The sequence below is a fragment of the Paenibacillus sp. BAC0078 genome, from assembly GCF_054483875.1.
Window position 1 is genome coordinate 48,448 of the sequence record NZ_JBTLRW010000004.1, and the last position, 22,927, is coordinate 71,374.

Sequence of the window (22,927 nt, forward strand, 5' to 3'; positions counted from 1 at the left end):
TTCGGGTAACCTTAAATAAAGAACAAGCCAGAAGATGGATTTTCGAAAATTGTATGTGATGCTCTACTTTACATAATTCGGTTAGCTAAGATGTATCTAAAATCCATAACCCACCCAGTGCCGAATAAGTCGTGCGGCTGATTCCAAGTAGACTTAACCCATGTAATACCCGTATAAAAATTTCTCCAATTTCGGTTGTACGTACATCAAATGCTTTGATTTTTATAACCTGCCTATACATAAAACAGGTTGATTATGGTCAGATACCACCATGATTGACCTGTTTTTTGTTATCTTCTTTTCTTGCCTTTTTTCCAAATTTACTCGCAACTGTAGAATACGCCGCTCCGCAACAATCTGGCTACTTGCCGCGATGATTACAGTGCAAGATCAATCTGGTGACGACCAGCTGATATAGAACGGGTGTGAATAAGTCTTAGGCTAACCGCTTTCCTCCCCACAGCCGCCGAATGAATCATAACAACACTAAAAGGAAGGAATTTGCATTTGAAAACGAAGTACAATAACTTCTGATTTGTTATGAGCCGCTAATGCGAACATGGACGAAGCTGCCAAGGAGAGCAATTTTACAGGGCATCACAAAGGATATGCTGTCCTTCTGCATAAAAATCCATCGCGAGATTTTCCTTTTTATTCCTTATCCCCCCACCTAGCGTTTCTGAATAAATTTACTGCGGAAGCCGGAGGGGGACAGCCCCTCTTTCTTGGAGAAGCATGAGGAGAAATGGGAGACGTGGTGAAACCCGACCTCCTCGGCGATCCGGGTAACGGACCAGGAGGTCTGCAGAAGCAGGCGCTTGGACTGTTCGACACGGTAGTTTTGCAAATATGCCATAGGCGTCATGCCATAGGCCTTCAGCATGCTTTTGGCCAAATAGTTCGGATGATAGTTGAGTTCCTTCTGGAGCAGGGGATTGTTGATGTCCCGGGTATAGTTATGGCGGATGAACAGCTCCACCTTCTCGGCAAGCTGAATGGCGGTAGCATCGGAGGGGGAGGCAAGGTCACGGTCCAGGTGCTGGAGGAAGGATTGGAAGGACGCCTGGCGTTTCCAGTTGCGCAGGGACTGCGGCTCATGCTCCTGTTCAAAAAACAGGTCCAGCACCTCCATTGCCTTCCCCGTTATTTGCATATGCTTGGGAATATAAATGGAGCAGACATCGGCATGGTTGAGGTAGGCGTTTTGCTTATGGCTTTCAATTAGAGTGCCCTGATTGTCCAGACATTCATCCATGCTCTCGCATTCCTTCCAGCTTCCAAAGGTCTGAAAATGAATCCAGATGATCTTCGTATCCCCGGTGCAGGGAGCGGAGCCGTAATGATGGCCGTCCGGGCGGAGAATAAGGATTTCACCCTCATGCAGCTCCCACTGCTTGCCGTCTTCACCGACGGGAAGAGTGCCCCTGAGCACAACGATCAAATCGAAGACGCCGATACAGTTACGGTTGATGTGGTAATCTCCCGCGGTATATGTGGCATGTCCGCAATCTACGAAGTAAGGAATAGGCGGTGAGATAAAATGAAGAATGGGCGAGTTCATTTTACATACCTCCAAGCAGGTTGAAATGATTAAAAATAAGGTTGAAATTTTGTGTTTTTTTTCATGATACAACATGTATTATTATAAATAAAGCGCTTTCTGAAAAGTTGAAAAGCTTAAAAAAGAAACCGGTTTTCGGGTCTGGCTTAACCCCGCAAAAGGGCTAAGTATATATCGTTCAAGGAGGAAGCTGAATGAAAAAAGCATTTCTGTGCACGACGGTATTATTGTTGATTCTGGTCATGGGGCTCAGCGGTTGCGGTGGAAACGGGAATAAAGAGACATCCCCGTCCAATCAGCCGGCAACAAACAACAGCGGAAGCAAGGCGACGGAAGGCAGTGAAACGGCAAAACCTGCTGCCGAAGCACAAAAGGTGGTCTTCTGGACCTTTGTGGACGCGCATCAGAAGTTCTATGAGAGCATGGCGGCAAGCTGGAATGAAAGCCACCCGGACAAGGCCATTGCGCTGGAAGCGACAACCATACCTTATGACGACATGCACACTAAGCTGCTGGTTGCCCTGCAATCAGGTGTAGGCGCACCGGATCTGGTCGATATCGAGCAGAGCAAGTTTCCAAACTTTATGAAGGGAACGCCGCAGCTCGTATCCTTGAACGACATTGTAGAGCCTGAGCTTGGCAATATTGTAAAGTCCAGAGTTGAGATTTACAGCAAAGACAAAACATATTATGGCATTGATTACCATGTAGGCGCAACCGTCATGTACTATAACAAGGAAATGCTCGATAAGGCGGGAGTGAACCCGGACAATATTAAGACTTGGGCCGATTTCGAGACGGCAGGCAAGCAGGTGCTTGATAAAACAGGCAAGCCGATGATCACGTTCGAAGGCAACGGCAACTGGTCCTGGTGGCCGGCGATCAGCCAGCAGGGCTCCGACCAGGTGGATGAGAACGGTAATGTTACCGTAGATACGCCGGTTAATGTGAAGACAATGGAATTCTTCCAGAAGATGGTGAAGGAAGGCGTGGCAGCTGTCGCTCCGGGCGCGGGCCATGATACAGAGGAATACTTCGGCTATATGGATTCGGGCAGCGCGGCATCGGTCTTCATGCCTTTCTGGTTCATGAACCGCTTCACTGATCATATGCCGGATCTCAAAGGTAAAATCATCATCCGTCCGATGCCGGCTTGGCAAGAAGGCGGCAACCGCTCCGCTGGTATGGGCGGAACCGCTACCTCCATTACCAATCAGGCGAAAAATCCTGATCTGATCAAGGAATTCCTGGCCTACGCCAAATTGTCCAAGGAAGGCAACCTGCAGATCTGGAAGCAGCTTGGCTTCGACCCGATCCGCACGGATGTATGGAGCGATCCGGCGATGAAGGAATCGAACAAATTCACCGATTATTTCGGCACTGATATCTTCGATACACTGCTTAGCGTCAAGGATGAAATCGCTCCGGTTCATATCCGCGAGAAATCGCCGGAAGTGTTCGATGCGATCCGCAACAAGGCGATGCCGCAAATCTTCATCGACATGAAGGACCCGGCACAGGTTCTGAAAGAAGTGCAGGCCAGCCTGAAGTAATTCATTCCAATGCTTGAAAGCGCAAACAAGCTGTAAAGGGGGAATATCCTTCCCCCTTTACATAGTTTTACAGCAAATATCTATCCTGAAATAACGATGTCCGAACAGAGGACATTGTTATGGAAGCCTCGAATTTGGCGAAGCCAAATTGAGGGCCTACTATGAAATTTCATCGTCTGAAGTGCCGCGCGGCGGCATGGATGTCTACGGCAAAAAAGAGTGGAGGTTTGGTTATGCAGATAGAAAGAGAGTTGACCAAAAGCCCTAGAAGGAGCTACCAACTGGGAAATTCGCAAAAATTGGCACCTTATGTGTTCGTTTTACCATTTCTGCTGTCCTTCGCCGTCTTCTTCGCTTACCCGCTGATTAATGCGGGGGTAATGAGCTTTCAGGAAGTGCTCCCGGGAGATGTGTCGTTTACAGGACTCGATAACTACAGGGGACTGTGGAATGAAGATTTCGGCGCAGCGCTATATAACAGTAGCCGTTATACCATCTGGACGCTGCTGCTGCTGATCCCGGTGCCAATGATTCTGGCTGTATTGCTTAATTCGAAAAAAATGCCCTGGAGCAATTTTTTCAGATCCACCTTGTTTATTCCGGCGCTTACCTCCGTTGTTGTTGCGGGCGTTGTGTTCCGCCTGATTTTTGGCGAGCTGGACGGGGCTTTAATGAATTCGGTTCTGCATTTCTTCGGAATATCCAGTCAGCGCTGGCTGTACAGCTCAAGCCTGGGGATGTTTGCCTTGCTTGTGCTGGCCGGCTGGAGATGGATAGGCATCAACATTTTATATTTCCTGTCCGCTCTGCAGAGCATTCCAAGCGAGCTGTATGAAGCAGCTGAAATTGATGGGGCAGGCGCTTTTCGAAAATTAATCAAGATCACCGTTCCGCTGCTGAAGCCGATCACGATTTATGTCGTGACGATCACTATATATGGCGGTTATGCCATGTTCACCGAGAGCTATATGTTATGGGCAGGCAAGCCATCACCACAGAACATCGGATTAACCATTGTCGGCTACATCTATCAGCAGGGCTTTCAATATTTCAATCTCGGGTTTGGTTCGGCCATCGGCATCACCTTGCTGGGCATCACCTTACTGGTCAGTCTGCTGCAATTGACACTCACCGGCATGTTCAAGAAGGAGGACTAAGCCATGCAGACCAAAGTGAAATCCAAATTCACCTTATCCTCCTTGCTGCTCCTGATCCTATTTGTTATTCTTGCGGTTTTGATGCTGTTTCCGCTATATGCTCTGTTCCTGGCTTCCTTGAAGCCGGCAACGGAATTGTTCAGATACGGCCTAAATGTCCGGCTGGATTTCAGTTTGATGAGTCTGGACAATTACCATAGCATCTTTTCCGGTAAAGGGGCAGCGGGCAACTATTTTGGCTGGTATAAGAACAGTCTGCTCATTACCACGCTGTTCACTTTGCTTAGCCTGCTGTTTTCTTCAATGGTTGGCTATGGGCTGGGAATGTACCGCTTCAAAGGCCGGAATCTGATTTTCACCCTGGTGCTGGTAGTGATGATGATCCCGGTGGAAATCATTCTGCTGCCGCTCTACAAATTAATGATCTCCCTGAAGCTGATCAATACGATCTGGGGTGTCATTCTGCCCTTTATCGTCTCGCCGCTGCCGATCTTCTTCTTCCGCCAGTTCGCGCTGGGCCTGCCCAAGGATTTCATGGATGCCGGCCGAATCGACGGCTGCTCGGAATACGGGATTTTCTTCAAAATCATGGTGCCGCTCATGGCCCCGGCCTTCGGAGCCATTACGATTCTGCAGGCCATGAATAGCTGGAACAACTTCCTGTGGCCGCTGATTGTGCTGCGCACGACAGAGCAGTTCACACTGCCGATCGGGCTGGCTTCCTTTGTCTCTCCGCTCGGCAATAATTATGAAGCACTGATTGCGGGAGCTGTGCTGGCCATTTTGCCTATTTTGGTTCTGTTCTTATTTTTCCAGCGTTTCTTCATGGAAGGCTTGACGGTTGGCGGAATCAAGGGATGATCACAGAGATGAGAGGAGAGTTCCATAAATGAATGATAATAAGTCACCGGCCCACGGCAGGGTTCAGATTGATGATCCCTTCTGGTCGGAATATATCCGCCTGGTCCGCGAGGTCATGGTTCCGTATCAATGGGAGGCGCTGAATGACCGGATTGACGGCGCTGAGCCCAGCCATGCGATTCGCAACTTCAAGATCGCTGCAGGCCGGGAGGAAGGCGAGTTCTATGGCATGGTGTTCCAGGACAGTGATGTCAGCAAATGGCTTGAAGCCGTAGCCTACTTACTGGAAACTGCGCGTGATCCGGCACTTGAGGACATTGCGGATGAAGTCATTGATCTGCTCGCTGCGGCTCAGCGGGATGACGGTTATCTGAATACTTACTTTATGCTGAAGGAGCCGGGCAAAGAGTGGAGCAATCTGGCCGAATGCCATGAGCTGTATTGCGCCGGACATTTAATTGAAGCCGCAACCGCCTACTACAGAGCCACCGGCAAAAGAAAGCTGCTGGATTTGGCCAGCCGGTATGCGGATTATATTGCTGACGTCTTCGGGACGGAACCCGGCAAGCTGCAGGGCTATGACGGGCATCAGGAGATTGAACTGGCGCTTGTGAAATTGTTCCACGCCACAGGCGAAGAGAAGTATCTGCAGCTAAGCCGTTATTTCCTGGACCAGCGCGGAAGCCAGCCGCATTATTTCGAACAGGAATGGGAAAAGCGGGGCCGTACGCTGCATTTTCCGCAGCTCTCTATGGTTCATGACCATCAGTACAGCCAATCCCATTTGCCTGTCAGGGAGCAGACTACTGCGGAGGGGCATGCCGTTCGTATGGTCTATATGTGCACAGCAATGGCCGATATTACCCTTGAGACCGGGGATGAAGCCATGCTGGCGGCCTGCCGGAAGCTGTGGGAGAACATCGTCAACAAGCGGATGTATATCACGGGCGGCATCGGGTCAATGGAGCAGGGGGAATCCTTCACGGCCGATTATGATTTGCCGCCGGACCTGGCTTATGCGGAAACCTGCGCTTCCGTTGGGCTGATCTTTTTTGCCCGGCGTATGCTGGCACTTGAACACAACAGCAAATATGCGGATGTTATGGAGCGGGCACTCTACAATACAGTAATCAGCGGAATGTCCCTGGATGGAACCAAGTTCTTCTATGTGAATCCGCTTGAAGTGTACCCGGAAGTACTGGGCAAGAACAAGAACTACAATCATGTAAAAGCAGTTCGCCAAGGCTGGTTCACCTGCGCCTGCTGCCCGCCGAACGTTTCCCGGCTGCTGGCCTCACTCGGAGATTACATCTATTCCGCCCAAGGCGATACCTTATATGTCGAGCTTTATATCGGGGGCCGTACGGAAATGGTTGTGGGCGGCGTGCCGGTAGCTGTCGAGCAGTTCTCCAGCTATACTTCGGATGGAAAGGTCCGCTTGGTGGTTGAACCGGAGCGGGCCGGGAGGTTTACGGTTGCGCTGCGGCTGCCGGATTGGTGCCGGGAGGTCCGGGTAACCATGAAAGGTGAGTCCGAGACCCATCACGCAGGTAGTGCGGACGGGTATATTCATTTGACCCGCGAGTGGTCATCCGGCGACACCGTTGAGCTATGTTTTGCCATGCCGGTAACGCGGGTCAAGGGGCATCCGCATATCCGCCAGACCTTTTCCAAGGTGGCTCTGCAGCGCGGTCCTTTCGTCTATTGTCTGGAGGAGGCCGATAACGGTAAAAGACTGTACCAGCTTCGCCTGCCGTCCGAAGGCGAATTTACGCTTGCGGAGGAGCACGGCTTCCCTAAGGGCATTAAGACGATACTTGTCTCCGGAGAGCGCATCCAGCCGGAAGCGGACTGGGGGGAGGAGCTATACGCCAGCGGCTCGACCTGGAGCAGCCGGAAGCTGGAGCTGAAATTCATTCCGTATTTCACCTGGGCCAACCGCGGAGAGGGCGAAATGTCCGTCTGGGTTGGAGAAAAGCATAGGGGATAATACGTCTAACAACTGTAATTAGTGGTTTTGGTAAATGACATCTATATAAGTGAACTAAAGAAAATATAAAAAGGGCGGAAGTGACGGAGGGGAAGTTTGGAACTGGAGGAGCGCTAGCGTCCGCCTGAGAGCTTTCCGTAGGAAAGCTAGCATCGTAAGCATGGGCTGTCTGCGGATTTCCACCGCGAGGAGCGGTACAAATCAAGAAATCTGCAGGCGGGCAGCGGCCGGAAGTCCAAACATTCCCCGCAGTTACGACCAGACCCCAATATGAAAATCTATAGTTCAACTTATATAGTGCTCCGGGAGGCTGGAATATGGAATTCCACTCTTCCCGGAGAGGGGGTGACGCCGTTCTTAACATGATCCGTGACAGAGCAAAGATGTCCACAACCTAACAACGAAGGGGATGATTTAAGCATGATATTCAAGTCTTCTGATGGGGATCAGCCACGATTCAAGCACACAAGGATACTGACAGGGGCTGTCTTCTGGACGCTGGCGGTGCTATCCGTTATTCTTCTTCCATCCAAGGCCGGAGCGTATGAATTAACAAGCGACAAGCTGATTATTGAAACCGGTCAATCCGGTGAAATTTCATCGTTGAAAATCAAGGGAGACGCGTTCCCGACCGAGTATGTAATGAACAAAACGGTATCGCCCGAGCAGGATACTGCTGATCATCAGTGGCTCGGCGAGCTGATCTTCACCTACCGCCTGGACGGCGGAGAGTGGATCAAGGCATCCACCAATCAATCGGGGGATGTCCGGAGCATTGAGAAGGACGGCAGCAAAGTAACAGTCACCTATGAGAACTCCGCGAATACGGCGGGTGTACGCAATTTCAAACTGGTTGAGACCTATACGATGATGCCGGACGGATATCTGCAGTGGGATATTCAAATCGCCAACACCAGCGGGAAAACGCTTGAATTCGGCGATATAGGCCTTCCGCTGCCTTTTAACGAACAGTGGACTTACGGGGATGCCATCTACGAGACCCGGGTGGTGACCCACTCCTTTGTCGGCAATAACAGTTCTTATATAACTGCCGGCAGACCTAGCGGAATTGGCTCCTATCTGCTGCTCATGCCTGATGCTGCTACTGGCGCGGGGTTTGAGTATCAGGACCGCTGGCGCAATGAAGAGCACCCGGGCAGCAAGTGGGCCTGGAACCCCGACAATGAAGGAAAATGGATTGAAGGCCTCAATGTCTTCTACATCCATTCGAATGTCATTAAATCGACGAACCGGGGATATTTGCCGAATACAAGTCTGACTTTGGCTCCGGGTGAGGGCAAAACTTACGGGTTCAAATTTTTTGCTGTAGCGAATGAGCAGGAGGTCAAGGATAAGCTGTATGAGGCAGGGGCGATTGATGTTACCGTTGTTCCCGGAATGATCGTGCCAAGCAACCAGAAGGCCAAGTTCGACCTGCGCACCAAGGCGGACATACACAGCGTGAAGCTGGACGACGGGACGGATATCCCGCTGCTTGAGCAAAAGAGCGGAGATCACAACATTTACGAGTTCAGCCTGACCAAGCTGGGGCCGCAAAATGTTACAGTCCAATATGGAAGCGGTCTCAAAACCGTGCTGCAGTTCTATGGCATTGATGCGGTTGACCGTGCGCTGGAGGATCATGCGGAATTTATGGTTAAAAGCACGCAGTGGAACCTTCCCGGCGACATACGGGACAAGGTGTTCGACGACTGGTTGATGAACACGAAATCCAAGCGGAACAGCTTCAGCGGCTACTGGGGCTGGGGAGATGACTGGGGGCTGACACACGGACAGTTTTTAGCGGAGAAAAATGCTCTGAGTCCTGTGGCCTCGGAAATTACCGCAGTGGATGAATACCTGGAAACGGCGATCTGGACAAATCTGATGAACGGCCATCATGAGGATTATCTGATTCACGACTTTCTGATGGCGGAGCCGAATACGACCCCGACCTACCGCGGATACGCCTATCCGCATATCTACAACACCTATTTCAGCATGTACAAAATTGCCGCCAATTACCCCGAACTGGTCTCCTACAAGCATCCCAAGGAAACCTATTTGCTGCGGGCTTATAATATCCTGAAGGCGCTGTACGAAGGCCCCGTTTCCTACAACTGGGAGACCGGACTCATGGGCGAGCTGACGACCCCGGATATTATTCAAGCACTTGAAAAAGAGGGCTACATGGACGAAGCGAATGATGTCCGGGCCAAGATGCTCCGCAAATATAACAATTTCAAGAACAACAAATATCCTTACGGCTCGGAATACAGCTATGATAACACCGGGGAAGAAGCCGTCTATACCTTAGCCAAAATTCAAAGCACAAACGACGCGGAAAAGGCCAAAGCGCTGGAGATGATGGGTAAAATCAATTCCAAAACAAGGGCCTCCAGGGGGCATATGCCTGTATGGTACTACTACGCCGATCCGGTGACCATTACGGGAGAGAACTGGTGGAACTTCCAGTACAGCGTATCGCTAGCCGGCTATGCGATGGATGACTGGATTCAGAACGGGAACGCCACCGGCCGTGAGGAACAGCAGCGGTTGTCCTACGCGGCGAAGCTGGCAAATCTCAGTGCAATCAACTCCGGGCAGATCAGCGATGATCCCGCGAATTATGGGGCCGCAGCCTGGACGTACCAGTCGGAGAAGGGCAATAACGGGACCAATGGAACCGGCGGCGGCCGGAACGTTCCACTGCTGAACGGCTGGAAGGGCATGACCGGCGAAGCCGATTTGGGGCTGTTCGGTGCGCTGCAGATTCTCAGCGCAGACATTGCCGTGGACCCTATCTTCGGGGTAACAGGCTATGGAGCAGATGTCTCCGTAACGGATGCTGTATATTACGATATTACGCCTAAGGACGGCCTCTTCAAGCGGATCAATCTCATTACCGAGAAGCTCTACACGGAGTTGGATAAGGATCAGTTTACTGCGGCCAGATTGTCCAAGAGTAAGGATTATGCTAAATTTAGCCTGCGCAATTTGACGCCGGGCTACGCACATGAAACGACGCTTACCCTGAACGGCCTGGCCAAAGGAGCCTACCTCATCCGAATCGACGGTGCTCCTGTAGGCAAATTGAATGCGTTCGGCGGTGAAGCGAAGCTGACGGTTGAAGCCGGACCGGCTGTTGCCTACACGGTAGAGCTGAGCGCGACGGAGCCGGATGTCAATAAGGCCCCTGCTGTTAACGCGGGAGCGGATTTCACCTATACGCTGCAGGTAGATGATGCCATCCTGCGCGGCACAGCGAAGGACGATGGCCTGCCGCAGGGAACGCTGACCTCGGAATGGTCCCTCGTATCCGGGCCGGCAGGCGGCGAGGTTGTATTCGGCAGCAGTAAGTCGCTGCAAACCTCATTCAAGGCAACGAAGCCGGGAACTTATGTATTCAAGCTGACTGCAAGCGATTCGGAGCTTGAGAACAGCGATACGGTTACGGTGGTCGCTGTGGCTCCGCCGTCGCTGCCGGAGCTGCTTGTGCATTACAACTTCGATGAGACTTCAGGCAAGGTGGCGGCCGATCATTCGGGAAGCGGCAATGACGGCAATGTGCTTGGGGCAGCCTCCTGGCTTCCGGGCAAGCTCAACCATGCGCTTGAGCTGAGCGGCCAGGATGCCTATGTGAAAATGCCCGAAGGCCTGCTGAGCCGTGCGGATGAGATTACGGTGTCAGCCTGGGTGAAGATGGACAGCATCGGCACGTATTCGCGGATCTTCGATTTCGGCACCGGCACAAGCACCTATATGTTCTTGTCGCCGAAGGCAGGCTCCATCACCCGGTTTGGTATTTCAATAGGCGGAAATGCCCCTGGCCAGGAGCAGACCATCGACGCTCCGGCCCTTCCTGCCGGTGAGTGGAAGCATGTGGCTGTGACGTTGTCCGGCTCCCTCGGGATTTTGTACATTGACGGGGTGGAAGCAGGCAGAAACGATCATATGACCCTGAAGCCTTCCAGTCTCGGCAAGACCAAAAACAACTACATCGGCAAATCACAGTTTGCAGACCCGTATTTTGACGGATTGATCGACGATTTCCGCATTTACAGCAAAGCGCTTAGTCAAAGCGAAATCACGGCGCTTCTTGCACCTTCAGGCAACATTGTCTCTGTAGAGAAGCTGGAGCTTACGACACCGGCCCGCCAGGCGCCGAAGCTTCCTTCTACGGTTAGTGCAACCTTGGAGGATGGAACCCAGACGGTTGTGTCCGTGCAGTGGAGCACGGTTGATCCTGCACTGTACGACAAGGAAGGCTCCACGTTCACCGTGAACGGCGTGGTCACCGGAACGCAAACGGTGGTTCAGGCAAAAGTTACCGTGACCAAGCGGGTTATCGCCCCTTTCCCAGAGCTTGCGCTTCGCTATAACTTCGAAGAAGGACAGGGAACCACGGTTGCTGATGCTTCGGGAAGCGGACGTAACGGAACGATTCAAGGCGATCTGAAATGGGACATGGAAGGACACAAGAACGGATCGCTTACCTTTAGCGGAACAAGCGGTAATTATATATCCGCCGGTATTGATAAGGCTCTCCAGCCAGGCAGCATGACGTTGTCCTACTGGATCAAACGCACCGGAGCCATGAATGACAAGGAGAATGTGCTGCTCTGGTTCAAGCCGGAGGGCAACTATGCCGGCAACGGATTTTTTGTCACCTACAACGGGAACTCCAGCATCGTGTACGTGGACGGAGCGAACGGCTTCTATGTGAAGCAGTCGCCGGAGGACTTCCTGCCGCTGAATGAATGGACGAATGTCGTCTTTACGTTTGATGCGGCAACCAAGACCGGTGTGATCTACAGAAACGGTGTCGCCCAGCAGGTTGACATGGATGGCACTCCGGGGTCCATTACAGCTACGAATGATGTGAAGAGAATTGGGGTCTCCGGCTATGGCAACGGGGCGCAGCTCAATGCCGGCCTGGATGACTTCCGGATCTATAGCGGTGTAATGAGCGCTGCGCAGGTAAAAGCGTTGTATGAGGATAAGGATATCCAAAGTGTTCAGCCGGTCAGCGTGAAGACGGCTGCGAAAGTGGCCCCTGTCCTGCCGGACTCGGTACGGGTAGTGTACGAGAACGGAAGCGAAGGAACAGCCGAAGTGAGCTGGAACAGCATACCGGCGGATGCCTACGCACAGCCTGGAGAGTTTACGGTACACGGGCAAGTAGAGGGTACAGATTTGCCTGCCACAGCATCGGTAACCGTAACCAAAGCCGGGGAACGGACGATCGTGGCGCTGCAGGAGGTGCACGTCAGCACCCCTGCGGGAACTCCTCCTGATCTTCCTACGGTAGTGCAGGCAACGTACTCCGACAATACGCTTGGCGAGACCTCTGTTATCTGGCAAGAGATCGACCCTAAGCTGTACGCAGTGCCGGGAGCATTCACCGTAACCGGCGCGGCTGGCGGTACGGAGCTGCCCGCAGTAGCGAAGGTATCCGTATTTGATTCAGAGGCGCCTGTAATTGTCAGCCTTCAGGAAGTGAAGGTTACAACAACTGCCGGTAAAGCGCCGCTCTTGCCGTCGGTGGTAACGGCGGTGTACAGTGACGCGTCAACGCTCGCAGTTCCGGTCGTCTGGCAGACGATTGCACCGCAGCAGTATGTGAACGCCGGAAGCTTCACCGTGACCGGCATGGCGGAAGGTACGGATTTGCCGGCCAAGGCAATTGTGACCGTAACCGGCACAACGCCGACACCGACACCGACGCCAGTACCGACACCAACGCCGGTGCCTACAGCAGTATCAACACCAACAGCCACTCCCGTTACCGGGTTGAAGGCGGTTGGCGCAGATGCCTTCACTGCACAGCCGCAGGCAACATCCGTAGAGATTACGCTGGGTGAAGGGCAGACCGGGGCCTCGCTGCCGGTGAACGCCGGAGCGCTGCTGGGAACAAGAACGCTTGTGATCCGGGATAAAGGGGCTTCCCTGACGATTCCGGCATCCGTTCTGGGCGAGCTTGGACTTAAACTGACAGAGGCAGAGCGCAGCGGAGCAGCCCTTATCGTTAAGCTGGCTCCTGCCGCAAGCGGGACGATTCCGGCCGGGAATAGCGGCGGTATCTACCGGCAACAAGGCACGGCCTATGAATTCGGGCTGGTGATGCGCAAAGCAGACGGGACGGAAATAGCCCTGTCCGCCTTTACGCAGGCGGTCCGCGCTGAGCTTCCATACTCCGGTTCGGTGGTTAATGAAGAACTGCTCGGCGTATATCTGAAGAACGAGATGACCTCACAGTGGAGCTATGTGGGAGGCAAGCTGGATAAGGCGGGCAAGAAGGCTGTCATTATGCTGAATCATTTCAGCACCTATGGCGTGTTGTCCTATGAGAAGACATTTACGGATATCCCTGCGGGCCACTGGGCATTTGCCGCACTGCAATCACTGAGCGCAAAACATGTGGTAACAGGCAAGACGGACAGCTTGTTTGCCCCTGCCGAAACCACAACGCGGGCGGAATTTACCGCTATGCTGGTCAGAGCGCTTGATCTGAAGAGCACAGGCGCCAAGCTCCCGTTCCAGGATGTAAAGGACGGAAGCTGGTACGCCGAATCCGTGGCAGCGGCCTACAATGCCGGGCTGATTCAAGGGGTAACAGAAACATCGTTCGCCCCAAGCGCCAAGATCACCCGCGAGCAGATGGCGGTGCTGCTCGTCAAGGCATACCAATACAAGCAGGGGCACAGTGCCGTTGCTGGTGACTTACAGGGCATAAGCGATGCGGGCCAAATCTCTGCCTGGGCTAAAGTGCAGGTGGAGCAAGCACTGGCTTCCGGCATTATGCAAGGACTGGGCAACGGGCGGTTCGATCCGCAGGGACTGGTGTCCCGGGCCCAGACCACTCAGGCCATTTATAATTTTTTACATGCTGTAGACTAGATCAGTTGAACTAAAAAACATAAAACGGGTAAAGTGACGGAGGGGAAGTTTGGAACCGGAGGAGCGGTAGCGTCCGCCTGAGAGCTTTCCGTAGGAAAGCTGCATCGTAAGCATAGGCTGTCAGCGGATTTCAACCGCGAACAGCGGTACAATTGAAGAAATCTGCAGACAACAGCGGCCGGAAGTCCAAACATTCCCCGCAGTGACGACCAGACCCTAATATGAAAAACTAAAGTTCAACTTATATAGACTCAGGATTGTAGATTTAACGTAATGAAGGAAGATGCGGGTCTTTAGGATCGGGCATCTTCCTTTTTTCTTAAGATCAAGAAGACAGGAATTATTAAGATGACGCCACAGAGCAATAAAATTACTGAAAGCTTGTTGCTAGAGGCATCCTCAGATTTAGTGAAATCAACTTGACCCGACCCCATTTGCAGGAGGCCATCTTTAGTGGGTGAAGCAGCCCGGTTTTCCTTAATGCTTTTTATTTTTTCATCAAAAACTGATTTAGATATTGTATTCTCTGCGCGGAGGCTGCTTGATTTAGCGTTGCTGCTGTTCAGATCTAGTATTCGTTCCCCTGTTATCCCACTAATGTACAAAGCATTTATACCATATCTAATATCACTAACTAGTTTCACATCTTCTCCGTCTTTAAGGGATGATTGTGCGGCTAACAATGGCTGCTCATAATTCACATTATTCGAAATATTGAATATCTCCCACGAACCTGAATCATTGTTTGAAAAAATTGTTCCAACAGCTACGTTATTCAGTTTTATTGAAAAAATATAACCTGCAAAAACTAACTCGCTGCTATTAGCAGCATCAGATATTTTGTAATAAGCCGTTCCTGAACTTATTTGGGCATTCTCAAAATTTTCTGTGTCTCCGAGCCCGTATTCTGATTTCAGAACATTCAGCGAACCCATATACTTTAATTTGAATTCATTTTGTATATTTGACTTAATCTGCTCACCTGGAGCCGGCGCAAACGAATCAGCAAAGATGAAGCTGCTAGAGGTAAATAATAACAAACTAAATATGAGGAAAAAAGAAAAATAACATTTCTTTTTCATTTAAGGAAGCCTCCTTGCTTTAATTTCAACATAAAATAAGTTCCCCATCTTCAAGTGTAACCCTTTATTTATATACAATAAAATAATCCACCATTATTAAAAATTTGGAATTTATGTTTGTAAGCGCATTCCCTATGATGAAAGCAGGAACCGAATACTACAAACCTTTTAGGGAGGGTTATGATGAAGCGCAAAGCAAAAGGGCAGGGAAAAGCACGATATTGGCTGTTAACAGGCATTTTGCTGGTGGGAACCCTGTTGGCGGGGTGTTCAAGCTCCGGCGGCAATAAAGAGGCTGATCCGGCAAAAACGGGAAACGATCAAGGAAACGCAGAGCAGTCACAGGAGCCTGTAACGCTGAAATTTACGTTCTGGGGCAGTCCGCAGGAAAAAGCGGCCATTGAAAAGGCAACCCAGGCTTTTACAGACAAATACCCGAATATTAAAGTGGATGCCATCCATATCCCTGAAGCGGATTATGATGCGAAGATTACAGCAATGGTGGCTGGCAATGAAGCGCCGGATCTGGGATATATGCATGGCGAGCTAGCAGACCCTTGGCAGAAGGACGGCAAATTCGTCAATATGTTCGAGCTGCTGGATAACGACAAAGAGCTGAAGCGCAGTGATTTTCTGGATTATATCTGGTTCAAGTCCTCGGAGGATTTTGCCTATGGAATCAGTACGGCGGGTGAGACGTTCGGATTGTTCTATAATAAGGACCTCTTCGATGCGGCTAAGGTGGATTATCCCCCCGCCAAACCGGAACAGGCCTGGAGCTGGGATGAATTTGTTGAAGTGGCGAAGAAGCTGACCCTCGACAAAAATGGGAAAAACGCCAGCGATCCCGATTTTGACCCGAATAATATCAAGCAGTTTGGAGTTTCCTTCGAGACCTGGCATGGACCTGTCCATGCGACAGTCATTAACAATGAAGGCGAATGGGTGACCAAGGACGGCAAATTCGGATTCAGCCAGCCGGAAGCAGCGGAAGCGATCCAGCGCCTGGCGGATTTAATCAATGTGCATCATGTTGCGCCATCGCCGGTGCAAATGAAATCCATCCCTTCCCAGGCGGTTGCGCTGCAATCGAAGCTGGCAGCTATGTCGATGCACGGGCAGTGGATCAATCTCGATCTCGGTGCGGCAAAAGTCAACTATGACATAGGTGTGCTTCCCAAGATGAAACGCAGCGTTCCTATGGGCATCAGCGGGGCTTCCGTCATTTATAAATCAAGCAAACATCTGAAGGAAGCCTGGCTGCTGACGAAATTTCTGGAGAACCCGGAAGGTGCCATTGATCTGTATAAAGACGGATTGTGGATGCCTACAATGACCAAATGGTACACCGATCCTGCGCTTGTGGCGAAGTGGGCAGAGAATAATCCGGCTCACCCCTCCGGCTTCAAGGATGCGATGATGAACAATCTGCTGAAGAACGGAGTTCCAAATGGCTCTTACTACATTAAAAACTTCTCCAAAGTCAATGCGATTACTTTTTCAGGCATGGATGAGGTGTGGCTCGGCCGGAAAACCGCCCTGGAAGCGATGAAGGAGCTGGAGCCGAAGATCCAGCCGGAAATCAAAGGACGTTATGATGTCACTCCTTGATCCAATAACAAATGCGGCGCAAACCCGCAAGCCTCTTAAGAGCTCCGGCAGCAGGCAGCGTGCTGTCAAGGAGCTGCGTTACGGCCTGTTGTTTGCTTCGCCGGTACTGGCGGGATACCTGCTGTTCGTGCTTGTTCCGATTGCTGCAAGCATATATCTCAGCTTTACCAACTATAGTGTAGGGATGGTGCCGAAATGGATTGGCATCGACAATTATAAGACACTCTTTACCGGTGCTGATCCTTTCTTTTATCCTGCGGTCAAAGCCACCTTCTACTATGTTTTTGTCAGTGTGCCGCTGGGCATTGTGATCTCCTTTTTTGCTGCGGTGCTGCTGAATCAGAAAATTGTGGGCAGAGCCTTTTTCCGCGGAGTGTTCTATTTGCCGGTCATTATCCCGCTAGCCGCTTCATCAATGGTGTGGATGTGGCTGCTGCAGCCGGATTTTGGCATCGTCAATTACTTGCTGGAGCGGCTGCACCTGCCCACTTCACAATGGCTGGGAGATACAGGCTCAGTTGTTCCGACCTTGATCCTGTTCAGCTTCTGGACACTGGGCAATACCATCGTGATTTTTCTGGCCGGGCTGCAGGGAATCCCTTCCCAGTTGTATGAAGCGATCGAGATCGACGGCGGAAACCGTCTGCATAAGCTGATTTATATTACTATTCCAATGACTTCTTCGATTATCTTTTTTAACACGGTTATTGCGTTTATCAACGGGTTTCAGGCTTTCGTCCAGCCTTCGGTAATGACTCAGGGCGGGCCGAATAATAAAAGCCTTTTCTATGTGCTGTACCTGTTCAATGAAGGGTTCAAGTCCTCCCGGATGGGCAGTGCCAGTGCGATTTCCGTGCTGCTGTTTGTCGTGATTGCGCTGTTTACAGCTTTGATCTTCTTCTTCTCCAAATCGTTGGTTTATTACGAAGGGAAGGGGGAACGGCAGTGAAACGGCAATCGTTGATTAGCAAAATCGTCATATATCTGCTGCTTGTTTTGGGAAGCTTGTTTTGTCTGTTTCCTATCTTTTGGATGGTTCGTACGTCACTGATTGACATGGGGGAGCTGTATCAGATTCCGCCGGGACTGATTCCGAAGGTATTCAATTGGGATAATTTCCGCACGGCGCTGGACGCCTATCCGTTTGGCCGCTTCTTTGTCAACAGCGTAGTGATTACTTCATTAGCTATCGTGGGTGTGCTGCTCTCCAGCTCATTATGTGCCTACAGCTTTTCACGTATCGACTGGAAAGGGCGAGACAAGGTGTTCGGGGTTATTTTAACCGGACTAATGATTCCCTTCTTCGTGGTCATGATTCCGCAATATGTGTTCTGGAACGCGCTCCACTTGACGGATACCTTCGTTCCGCTGGTGGCTCCCGCATGGTTCGGTGGAGGGGTGTTCAATATTTTTCTGCTGCGGCAGTTCTTCCTGGGCATTCCGCGTGAGCTTGACGAAGCAGCCAAGGTGGACGGAGCGGGACATATTCGGATTTATTGGAGGATTATAGTTCCACTTGCAAAACAGGCGATGATTGTGATCGGCCTGCTGACTTTTTTGGCCAATTGGAATGATTATCTGGGTCCGCTGGCGTTTATTACTTCCGAGAAAAATTACACGTTAATGCAGGGACTGACGTTATTCCAAGGCTCCTATTCGGCCCAGTGGAATCTGATGATGGCGGCAACGACGGTAATTGTTATCCCTTCGCTGGTAATTTTTCTGATCGCGCAGCGGCATTTCATTGAAGGCATTGCGATGACCGGGATCAAAGGCTGATAAGGGGTGAGTAGCTTGTACGATATTTTGCTGGTAGATGATGAACCGGCGCACCTGTCCGGGCTGTCCGGTATGCTGCGCCGCTTGCGCCCGGAATACGGCATTGTCACAGCAAGGAATGGCCGGGAGGCTGCCGATAAATGCAGCGCCCGCAGCTTCCAGATCATCATCACCGACATCAGGATGCCGCTTATGGACGGACTGCATTTCCTGGAGCAGCTTGCTCCCCAGTCCTCTCCGCGCAGGATCATTTATTTAAGCGGATACAGTCATTTTGAATATGCGCAAAAAGCGATGAGTCTCGGGTCCTTCGAATATATGCTGAAGCCGCTTGATCCGCTCAAGTTCATTTCGGTGCTGGAGAAGACGGAAAAAAGTCTGGAGCAAGAGTACGCCACCCTGCACAAATATGAGCGGCTTGCAGTCAGGCTGGATGCTGCGGAACCGGCATACCGCGATCGGCTGCTGAACAGATGGCTTGAAGGAGATCAGCTTGCGGCAGAAGACAAAGAGGAAATCCAGAGCATGCTTGGATTCAGCGGCAGCGGCAGCCTGCTAGTGGTCTGTACGGAAGGGGGAATTTCACCCGATGAGGTTGTGGAATTATTGCGCCCGTATGGTCCGCCTGCGGGCCTTGCCTCCCGTCTTGAACCGGGCCTGCTGGTTATGGCGAGCGGCGTACAGCCTGACGGAGCTATGCTTCAGAGGCTTGTGCAACTCGGGCTGACCGTGGGGATCAGCACCCCTTCAGAGCATTTGATTGATGATGCCGCGAGAGCTTATGCCGAAGCCAGGTATGCGGCCAAGCGCCGCTTCTATGCACAGCCGGGGGAGCAGCGGGTATATTGGGCTGCGGAAGGCGGGCTGGATACCGGGCGGCGGCTGGCCTCCGACTCGCGGCTTGCAAGCATGTTATGCGAGGCGGTCACTTGCTGGGATGGGACTGCCCGGCTTGAATCCGCAGCAGAGGGAGCGGTCTCCCGAATGCTTGGAGAAACAGCCCCGCCAATGCCGGAGGAGCTGCTGCGGGAAGTTAGGCAGCTACTGTTCCAGGTGATCTATGACCTGGAAGGCTTACGGGAGGATGTGAGGGGAAGTCTGCTGCAGCAGGCTTCCTGCTTCACGGATGACATTAGCAGCTACCCGGAGCTGATTGCGTCCGCAGCCGGGCTTATGGAGAAGATCGCCCGCAGTTTGGCGGATGCGAAGCGGGAACGGAAGGATGGAGTCATGTCCCGGTGTCTTGATTATATCGACAGCCATTACATGGAAGACCTGTCCCAGGAAACGGTCGCGGCCATGTTTCATTTTAGCTCCAGCTATTTCTGCCAGTATTTCAAAAGCCGGCTCCATATGACCTTCAATCAATATGTGACCAGACTCAGGCTGCTGAAAGCCAAAGAATTGCTGAAAGGTTCAAATGTGAAGGTGTACCGGGTCGCTGAACAGCTTGGGTATCACGATGTGAAGTATTTCAACCGTGTATTCAAGAAGGAAACAGGCCTCACGCCGGAAGAATACCGCTCCTTGACCCGCAGGCCGGATACCGATTTATGAACAGTGCAGTGCGTAATTCATGGAAAAACATGAAGCTGAGAACAAAGCTGATTCTCTGTTTTGTCCTGCTGATTTCGATTCCTTCGGTGACTAACGCCGTTATCAACTATAAGACAAGCTTAAATATCATTGTCAGCAACGCCAAAGACAGCATCCTGGAGATCGTAAGGAAGAAAGCCGAGATCAGCGACCTGATGCTGAACAATATCGAATCCAGAACCATCGACCTTATCTCCGACCCGGATTTGTTCACTCTGTTTAACCGGCAGCGGCCGCAAAGTGATTATGATTTGTTGAAAATGGACCGCAAGGCCACGGAAATTCTGAACAAGTATTTCCGCAACGAGCAGGATTTCTATACGGTACAGCTCGTTACCAGCTACTATAGCTTCGGAGGAGGGGCTCCGGCGTACACTACCAATTCTCTCTTTGTATCTGTCCCCCCGCTCGGGTTCGCACATTCTTATATTTACCAAAAGATTGTGGAGGCAAATGGAAGCCTGCTGTGGTTCCCCACATATGACTGGACAAGAATATTCGGCCAGCCGGAGCTTGGCGGAATGGACGCCAGATTCCGTATGGTCTTTTCTACAGGACGGCTGCTCAATATCTCTCCGATCATAGACGGCATGAGCCGAAGCTGGCCTCAGGAGGTGGAGCGGCCTGTATTGCTGATTAATTTTAACGAGGAATATTACCGGCAATTTATGGCCCCAACGGCTGCGGTGCAGGGGTCCTATTTCTATGTCGTATCCAGGGATGGGCAGATCGTGACCCACCCGGACAACTCACTGCTTGGCATGACGGATGAGAACATGTGGCATCAGCATCAATTTAAGTCTGCTTCCGGCACTTCACTCGTCAAGGCGGGCAAGGAGGACGTATTGATTGGTTATGCTTCTTCCGCCATTACCGGCTGGGTAACCGTATACGTTGTCCCATACCGCCAGTTGCTCCGCAACCTGCCCACCGTCAGCTATACGGATCTGTTGGTTACGCTGGTGCTGCTTCTGTTGTCGGTCGCCATTTCTTATGTGATTTCCAGCCACCTGACGAGGCCGATCAAAAAGATCATGGCGGCGATTCAATTAACCGGGGCCGGAGACTTTTCCACCAAGCTTCCCGACCAGTCGCAATTGGAATTTCGCATTCTCGTCAAGCGGTACAATCAGATGAATGAGCGGATTCTTGAGCTGATAGAGGAAAATTATAAAAGCACCAGACGTGAGAAAGAAGCAGAGATGCTCGCGCTCAACCTCCAGCTAAATCCCCACTTCCTCTACAATACGCTTAATATCATCAATTGGATGGCTCTGGAGCGGGACGATAATGAAATCAGTCAAATGATTGTCAGCCTCTCCACCATGCTCCAGTACACCGTCAACAACGAACAGGAGGATGTGCTGCTGGAGGATGATCTGAACTGGCTGAAGAGCTACACTCATATTATGGAGAAACGTTATGTTGGAGTTTTGCAGATTCAATATGATGTGGAGGATATGCCTCCCGGGACCGTTGTTCCAAAGCTGTTCCTGCAGCCTATTGTTGAGAATGCAATTATCCATAGCATGGAGGCGGTTGAGAGTGACGGACAGATTATGATTTCCGGGCGAAAAGCCGGGGAGCGGCTATATTTCTCGGTCTCGGATAACGGAGGCGGGATGTCCAAAGCCCACATCGAAGCTCTGCTGATCCATGACGCCGGAGGCATTGGGCTGAGAAATGTCAAAAAACGCCTGAAATTGATGTACGGCGAGATGGCGGAGCTGCAGATTCAATCGGAGATCGGGGCGGGAACGGTCGTGACTGTTGTGATTCCTTTTTAAGCCCGTATGACCTGGAGCTACCCCCTCCTCAAGATCATCGTCGTATGCTTCAGCATCCGGTTCAGGTGAATTTGCCGCCCAGATTTTCTATCAGAGCCGCTCTTCTTTAGCGCATCATGGATGGGGATGATCTCTGTAACTCCGCGGCCGTTTGCCATTCTTCGCTCTACGCAGGTCGGGATGTAGTCGATGTTGGTTATACTGGTGTTTCCCTTTTGATCCTTTTTAATTTTCAGAGTCAGGATGATTCCGTTTTGTGTATGGGGATTATTCTTAAGTTTCGTCGAAACAAAATTACCGAGCGAGTAAATAACGAATTGTTTTTTTCCCCGAACCTCTAGCGGCTGAAGAACATGCGGGTGAGAGCCCAGGATGATGTTGGCGCCATTTTTAAAAAAGAGGTTAACCAGCTGCTTTTGCCACTTGTTAGGAGTGTACTGGTATTCGTTTCCGAAATGCGCATATACCAGCACCAGATCGACTTTCTTTTTCAAAGCCTGAATCTCCCGAAGGATTTTGCCGGTTTGTATCCGGTTGACCAGCCATGGCCGGTTCGCCGGTACGGGAATCCTGTTGGTTCCTGACGTATAGGAGAGAATTCCGAGCGTAATCCCTTTTACGGTTTTGATCAGCGCCTTCTGGGCTTCCTGTAAAGTTCTGGATGTACCGGTGTGGCTGATTCCATTACGGTCCAGTACTTGCAGCGTCCGAATCAGACCTGGGGCACCATAATCCATACAGTGGTTGTTCGCAGTGACCAATACGTCGAATCCGGCTTCCTTCAGCGCAGGGGCCAGTTCGTCCGGGCACTTGAAGATCGGGCCGCCAGACCGTGGACTTTTCCTGCTTTCCCGCCCGTTTCCGGCAAATGTGGTTTCGAGATTTCCAATCGTCAGATCCGCCTGTCGCAGATAAGGAGCCACTTTGGCGAACAGGGGATGGAACGAATAGGTTCCGCCGGATTGTTTGGCATCCGAAATAATATACCGCTTGACCATAAGGTCTCCCACAGCAGCTAGTTGTATTTCCGTCATCGTTATCCACCTTTTT

13 protein-coding genes and 2 pseudogenes are annotated in these 22,927 nt (G+C 51.3%); 12 read left to right on the forward strand and 3 right to left on the reverse strand.

The genetic code is table 11. From position 1 onward, the window contains the following. Positions 1–670: 670 nt before the first annotated feature. Entirely contained in the window at positions 671–1,561 is an 891-nt protein-coding gene (locus ACX1DY_RS09575) for an AraC family transcriptional regulator (RefSeq protein ID WP_458963969.1), read from the reverse strand. Positions 1,562–1,755: 194 nt separating this feature from the next. On the opposite strand from ACX1DY_RS09575, the gene ACX1DY_RS09580 reads away from it, so the two are divergent. From ACX1DY_RS09580 to ACX1DY_RS09610, 7 genes and pseudogenes are all read left to right on the forward strand, one after another. Then, the gene (locus tag ACX1DY_RS09580) at positions 1,756–3,114 is read left to right on the forward strand and encodes an ABC transporter substrate-binding protein (RefSeq protein WP_458963970.1); all 1,359 of its coding nucleotides are present in this window, start codon (positions 1,756–1,758) and stop codon (positions 3,112–3,114) included. A gap of 233 nt (positions 3,115–3,347) precedes the next feature. Then, the gene (locus ACX1DY_RS09585; protein ID WP_458963971.1) at positions 3,348–4,271 is read left to right on the forward strand and encodes a carbohydrate ABC transporter permease; all 924 of its coding nucleotides are present in this window, start codon (positions 3,348–3,350) and stop codon (positions 4,269–4,271) included. A 3-nt stretch (positions 4,272–4,274) separates the two neighbouring features. Continuing rightward, a complete protein-coding gene (locus ACX1DY_RS09590) occupies positions 4,275–5,132 on the forward strand; it encodes a carbohydrate ABC transporter permease (RefSeq protein WP_458963972.1) in 858 nt (285 codons plus the stop codon). Between the two features lie 28 nt (positions 5,133–5,160). Continuing rightward, positions 5,161–7,122 (forward strand): glycoside hydrolase family 127 protein, encoded by a 1,962-nt coding sequence (locus ACX1DY_RS09595; RefSeq protein WP_458963973.1) that lies wholly within the window; start codon positions 5,161–5,163, stop codon positions 7,120–7,122. Between the two features lie 420 nt (positions 7,123–7,542). Further along, positions 7,543–11,457: pseudogene (locus ACX1DY_RS09600) on the forward strand (DUF5695 domain-containing protein); the annotation flags it as partial. Between the two features lie 186 nt (positions 11,458–11,643). Continuing rightward, a pseudogene (locus ACX1DY_RS09605) lies at positions 11,644–12,777 on the forward strand (Ig-like domain-containing protein); the annotation flags it as partial. 654 nt (positions 12,778–13,431) lie between these two features. Further along, positions 13,432–14,022, forward strand: a complete 591-nt coding sequence (locus tag ACX1DY_RS09610; RefSeq protein ID WP_458964305.1) for an S-layer homology domain-containing protein — start codon at positions 13,432–13,434, stop codon at positions 14,020–14,022. Positions 14,023–14,315: 293 nt separating this feature from the next. On the opposite strand, the gene ACX1DY_RS09615 is transcribed toward ACX1DY_RS09610, so the two are convergent. Continuing rightward, a complete protein-coding gene (locus ACX1DY_RS09615) occupies positions 14,316–15,104 on the reverse strand; it encodes a hypothetical protein (RefSeq protein ID WP_458963974.1) in 789 nt (262 codons plus the stop codon). A gap of 183 nt (positions 15,105–15,287) precedes the next feature. Here ACX1DY_RS09615 and ACX1DY_RS09620 point away from each other — a divergent pair, with 183 nt between their 5' ends. Genes ACX1DY_RS09620 through ACX1DY_RS09640 form a run of 5 tightly spaced genes read left to right on the forward strand, consistent with a single transcriptional unit; the run spans position 15,288 to position 21,877 of the window. After that, positions 15,288–16,715, forward strand: a complete 1,428-nt coding sequence (locus ACX1DY_RS09620; protein ID WP_458963975.1) for an ABC transporter substrate-binding protein — start codon at positions 15,288–15,290, stop codon at positions 16,713–16,715. Then, positions 16,702–17,664 (forward strand): carbohydrate ABC transporter permease, encoded by a 963-nt coding sequence (locus tag ACX1DY_RS09625; RefSeq protein ID WP_458963976.1) that lies wholly within the window; start codon positions 16,702–16,704, stop codon positions 17,662–17,664. Before ACX1DY_RS09620 ends, ACX1DY_RS09625 begins: the two co-directional genes overlap by 14 nt. Further along, positions 17,661–18,494 (forward strand): carbohydrate ABC transporter permease, encoded by an 834-nt coding sequence (locus tag ACX1DY_RS09630; protein WP_458963977.1) that lies wholly within the window; start codon positions 17,661–17,663, stop codon positions 18,492–18,494. Before ACX1DY_RS09625 ends, ACX1DY_RS09630 begins: the two co-directional genes overlap by 4 nt. Positions 18,495–18,509: 15 nt before the next feature. Next, positions 18,510–20,051: a helix-turn-helix domain-containing protein gene (locus ACX1DY_RS09635; protein ID WP_458963978.1), complete on the forward strand. Its 1,542-nt coding sequence runs from the start codon at positions 18,510–18,512 to the stop codon at positions 20,049–20,051. Further along, entirely contained in the window at positions 20,048–21,877 is a 1,830-nt protein-coding gene (locus ACX1DY_RS09640) for a histidine kinase (protein WP_458963979.1), read from the forward strand. Before ACX1DY_RS09635 ends, ACX1DY_RS09640 begins: the two co-directional genes overlap by 4 nt. 17 nt (positions 21,878–21,894) lie before the next feature. Here the strand turns inward: ACX1DY_RS09640 and ACX1DY_RS09645 are convergent, their stop codons facing one another. Continuing rightward, entirely contained in the window at positions 21,895–22,911 is a 1,017-nt protein-coding gene (locus tag ACX1DY_RS09645; protein WP_458963980.1) for a CapA family protein, read from the reverse strand. Positions 22,912–22,927: the final 16 nt, after the last annotated feature.